At 51.1% G+C, this 5,209-nt stretch carries 2 tRNA genes and 2 rRNA genes; all 4 read left to right on the top strand.

What is annotated here, in order from left to right:
* Window positions 1-167 precede the first annotated feature (167 nt).
* The 4 genes from ACU688_RS28065 to ACU688_RS28080 all read left to right on the top strand — a co-directional run bounded on the left by ACU688_RS28065 (window position 168) and on the right by ACU688_RS28080 (window position 5,110).
* A 16S ribosomal RNA gene (locus ACU688_RS28065) occupies window positions 168-1,704 on the top strand.
* A gap of 83 nt (window positions 1,705-1,787) precedes the next feature.
* A tRNA-Ile gene (locus ACU688_RS28070) sits at window positions 1,788-1,864 on the top strand.
* Between the two features lie 30 nt (window positions 1,865-1,894).
* Window positions 1,895-1,970 (top strand) — tRNA-Ala (locus ACU688_RS28075).
* Window positions 1,971-2,218: 248 nt separating this feature from the next.
* A 23S ribosomal RNA gene (locus ACU688_RS28080) occupies window positions 2,219-5,110 on the top strand.
* Together the 16S and 23S rRNA genes with 2 tRNA genes alongside form the textbook arrangement of a ribosomal RNA operon.
* Window positions 5,111-5,209 lie beyond the last annotated feature (99 nt).

The following is a 5,209-nucleotide window of genomic DNA, read 5'->3' on the forward strand; positions in this document are numbered from 1 at the left end:
CCAACCGCTCTTTAACAACTGAATCAAGCAATTCGTGTGGGTGCTTGTGGAGTCAGACTGATAGTCAACAAGATTATCAGCATCACAAGTTACTCCGCGAGAAATCAAAGATGTAACCAACGATTGCTGAGCCAAGTTTAGGGTTTCTTAAAAACCCAAAGATGTTTGAACTGAAGAGTTTGATCATGGCTCAGATTGAACGCTGGCGGCAGGCCTAACACATGCAAGTCGAGCGGTAGAGAGAAGCTTGCTTCTCTTGAGAGCGGCGGACGGGTGAGTAATGCCTAGGAATCTGCCTGGTAGTGGGGGATAACGTTCGGAAACGGACGCTAATACCGCATACGTCCTACGGGAGAAAGCAGGGGACCTTCGGGCCTTGCGCTATCAGATGAGCCTAGGTCGGATTAGCTAGTTGGTGAGGTAATGGCTCACCAAGGCGACGATCCGTAACTGGTCTGAGAGGATGATCAGTCACACTGGAACTGAGACACGGTCCAGACTCCTACGGGAGGCAGCAGTGGGGAATATTGGACAATGGGCGAAAGCCTGATCCAGCCATGCCGCGTGTGTGAAGAAGGTCTTCGGATTGTAAAGCACTTTAAGTTGGGAGGAAGGGCAGTTACCTAATACGTGATTGTTTTGACGTTACCGACAGAATAAGCACCGGCTAACTCTGTGCCAGCAGCCGCGGTAATACAGAGGGTGCAAGCGTTAATCGGAATTACTGGGCGTAAAGCGCGCGTAGGTGGTTTGTTAAGTTGGATGTGAAATCCCCGGGCTCAACCTGGGAACTGCATTCAAAACTGACTGACTAGAGTATGGTAGAGGGTGGTGGAATTTCCTGTGTAGCGGTGAAATGCGTAGATATAGGAAGGAACACCAGTGGCGAAGGCGACCACCTGGACTAATACTGACACTGAGGTGCGAAAGCGTGGGGAGCAAACAGGATTAGATACCCTGGTAGTCCACGCCGTAAACGATGTCAACTAGCCGTTGGAAGCCTTGAGCTTTTAGTGGCGCAGCTAACGCATTAAGTTGACCGCCTGGGGAGTACGGCCGCAAGGTTAAAACTCAAATGAATTGACGGGGGCCCGCACAAGCGGTGGAGCATGTGGTTTAATTCGAAGCAACGCGAAGAACCTTACCAGGCCTTGACATCCAATGAACTTTCTAGAGATAGATTGGTGCCTTCGGGAACATTGAGACAGGTGCTGCATGGCTGTCGTCAGCTCGTGTCGTGAGATGTTGGGTTAAGTCCCGTAACGAGCGCAACCCTTGTCCTTAGTTACCAGCACGTAATGGTGGGCACTCTAAGGAGACTGCCGGTGACAAACCGGAGGAAGGTGGGGATGACGTCAAGTCATCATGGCCCTTACGGCCTGGGCTACACACGTGCTACAATGGTCGGTACAGAGGGTTGCCAAGCCGCGAGGTGGAGCTAATCCCATAAAACCGATCGTAGTCCGGATCGCAGTCTGCAACTCGACTGCGTGAAGTCGGAATCGCTAGTAATCGCGAATCAGAATGTCGCGGTGAATACGTTCCCGGGCCTTGTACACACCGCCCGTCACACCATGGGAGTGGGTTGCACCAGAAGTAGCTAGTCTAACCTTCGGGAGGACGGTTACCACGGTGTGATTCATGACTGGGGTGAAGTCGTAACAAGGTAGCCGTAGGGGAACCTGCGGCTGGATCACCTCCTTAATCGACGACATCAGCTGCTCCATAAGTTCCCACACGAATTGCTTGATTCATTGAAGAAGACGATAAAGAAGCAGCCCGAAATTGGGTCTGTAGCTCAGTTGGTTAGAGCGCACCCCTGATAAGGGTGAGGTCGGCAGTTCGAATCTGCCCAGACCCACCAATTTTGTGTGGGAAACGCCTGTAGAAATACGGGGCCATAGCTCAGCTGGGAGAGCGCCTGCCTTGCACGCAGGAGGTCAACGGTTCGATCCCGTTTGGCTCCACCACTACTGCTTCTGTTGTTGAAAGCTTAGAAATGAGCATTCCATTGTGATGATGGTGAATGTTGATTTCTAGTCTTTGATTAGATCGTTCTTTAAAAATTTGGGTATGTGATAGAAAGATAGACTGAACGTTACTTTCACTGGTAACGGATCAGGCTAAGGTAAAATTTGTGAGTTACTCAGTTTTGAGTATTATCGAATTTTCGGCGAATGTTGTCTTCACAGTATAACCAGATTGCTTGGGGTTATATGGTCAAGTGAAGAAGCGCATACGGTGGATGCCTTGGCAGTCAGAGGCGATGAAAGACGTGGTAGCCTGCGAAAAGCTTCGGGGAGTCGGCAAACAGACTTTGATCCGGAGATGTCTGAATGGGGGAACCCAGCCATCATAAGATGGTTATCTTACGCTGAATACATAGGCGTAAGAGGCGAACCAGGGGAACTGAAACATCTAAGTACCCTGAGGAAAAGAAATCAACCGAGATTCCCTTAGTAGTGGCGAGCGAACGGGGACTAGCCCTTAAGTGGCTTTGAGATTAGCGGAACGCTCTGGAAAGTGCGGCCATAGTGGGTGATAGCCCTGTACGCGAAAATCTCTTAGTCATGAAATCGAGTAGGACGGAGCACGAGAAACTTTGTCTGAATATGGGGGGACCATCCTCCAAGGCTAAATACTACTGACTGACCGATAGTGAACTAGTACCGTGAGGGAAAGGCGAAAAGAACCCCGGAGAGGGGAGTGAAATAGATCCTGAAACCGTATGCGTACAAGCAGTGGGAGCCCACTTTGTTGGGTGACTGCGTACCTTTTGTATAATGGGTCAGCGACTTATTTTCAGTGGCGAGCTTAACCGAATAGGGGAGGCGTAGCGAAAGCGAGTCTTAATAGGGCGTCTAGTCGCTGGGAATAGACCCGAAACCGGGCGATCTATCCATGGGCAGGTTGAAGGTTGGGTAACACTAACTGGAGGACCGAACCGACTACCGTTGAAAAGTTAGCGGATGACCTGTGGATCGGAGTGAAAGGCTAATCAAGCTCGGAGATAGCTGGTTCTCCTCGAAAGCTATTTAGGTAGCGCCTCATGTATCACTGTAGGGGGTAGAGCACTGTTTCGGCTAGGGGGTCATCCCGACTTACCAAACCGATGCAAACTCCGAATACCTACAAGTGCCGAGCATGGGAGACACACGGCGGGTGCTAACGTCCGTCGTGAAAAGGGAAACAACCCAGACCGTCAGCTAAGGTCCCAAAGTTATGGTTAAGTGGGAAACGATGTGGGAAGGCTTAGACAGCTAGGAGGTTGGCTTAGAAGCAGCCACCCTTTAAAGAAAGCGTAATAGCTCACTAGTCGAGTCGGCCTGCGCGGAAGATGTAACGGGGCTCAAACCATACACCGAAGCTACGGGTATCACGTAAGTGATGCGGTAGAGGAGCGTTCTGTAAGCCTGTGAAGGTGAGTTGAGAAGCTTGCTGGAGGTATCAGAAGTGCGAATGCTGACATGAGTAACGACAATGGGTGTGAAAAACACCCACGCCGAAAGACCAAGGTTTCCTGCGCAACGTTAATCGACGCAGGGTTAGTCGGTCCCTAAGGCGAGGCTGAAAAGCGTAGTCGATGGAAAACAGGTTAATATTCCTGTACTTCTGGTTATTGCGATGGAGGGACGGAGAAGGCTAGGCCAGCTTGGCGTTGGTTGTCCAAGTTTAAGGTGGTAGGCTGGAATCTTAGGTAAATCCGGGATTCTAAGGCCGAGAGCTGATGACGAGTTAACTTTTAGTTAACGAAGTGGTTGATGCCATGCTTCCAAGAAAAGCTTCTAAGCTTCAGGTAACCAGGAACCGTACCCCAAACCGACACAGGTGGTTGGGTAGAGAATACCAAGGCGCTTGAGAGAACTCGGGTGAAGGAACTAGGCAAAATGGCACCGTAACTTCGGGAGAAGGTGCGCCGGTGAGGGTGAAGGACTTGCTCCGTAAGCTCATGCCGGTCGAAGATACCAGGCCGCTGCGACTGTTTATTAAAAACACAGCACTCTGCAAACACGAAAGTGGACGTATAGGGTGTGACGCCTGCCCGGTGCCGGAAGGTTAATTGATGGGGTTAGCTAACGCGAAGCTCTTGATCGAAGCCCCGGTAAACGGCGGCCGTAACTATAACGGTCCTAAGGTAGCGAAATTCCTTGTCGGGTAAGTTCCGACCTGCACGAATGGCGTAACGATGGCGGCGCTGTCTCCACCCGAGACTCAGTGAAATTGAAATCGCTGTGAAGATGCAGTGTATCCGCGGCTAGACGGAAAGACCCCGTGAACCTTTACTATAGCTTTGCACTGGACTTTGAATTTGCTTGTGTAGGATAGGTGGGAGGCTTTGAAGCGTGGACGCCAGTCTGCGTGGAGCCAACCTTGAAATACCACCCTGGCAACTTTGAGGTTCTAACTCAGGTCCGTTATCCGGATCGAGGACAGTGTATGGTGGGTAGTTTGACTGGGGCGGTCTCCTCCTAAAGAGTAACGGAGGAGTACGAAGGTGCGCTCAGACCGGTCGGAAATCGGTCGTAGAGTATAAAGGCAAAAGCGCGCTTGACTGCGAGACAGACACGTCGAGCAGGTACGAAAGTAGGTCTTAGTGATCCGGTGGTTCTGTATGGAAGGGCCATCGCTCAACGGATAAAAGGTACTCCGGGGATAACAGGCTGATACCGCCCAAGAGTTCATATCGACGGCGGTGTTTGGCACCTCGATGTCGGCTCATCACATCCTGGGGCTGAAGCCGGTCCCAAGGGTATGGCTGTTCGCCATTTAAAGTGGTACGCGAGCTGGGTTTAGAACGTCGTGAGACAGTTCGGTCCCTATCTGCCGTGGACGTTTGAGATTTGAGAGGGGCTGCTCCTAGTACGAGAGGACCGGAGTGGACGAACCTCTGGTGTTCCGGTTGTCACGCCAGTGGCATTGCCGGGTAGCTATGTTCGGAATAGATAACCGCTGAAAGCATCTAAGCGGGAAACTAGCCTCAAGATGAGATCTCACTGGAACCTTGAGTTCCCTGAAGGGCCGTCGAAGACTACGACGTTGATAGGTTGGGTGTGTAAGCGCTGTGAGGCGTTGAGCTAACCAATACTAATTGCCCGTGAGGCTTGACCATATAACACCCAAGCAATTTGCGTCGAAAGGCCAGATTGCGGTGTGTGAAGACGATAGAACCGAAAGTTCGATACTCACAAAACACCGAAAGCTGTCACAT

The organism is Pseudomonas acericola (SeqCode), assembly GCF_053456465.1.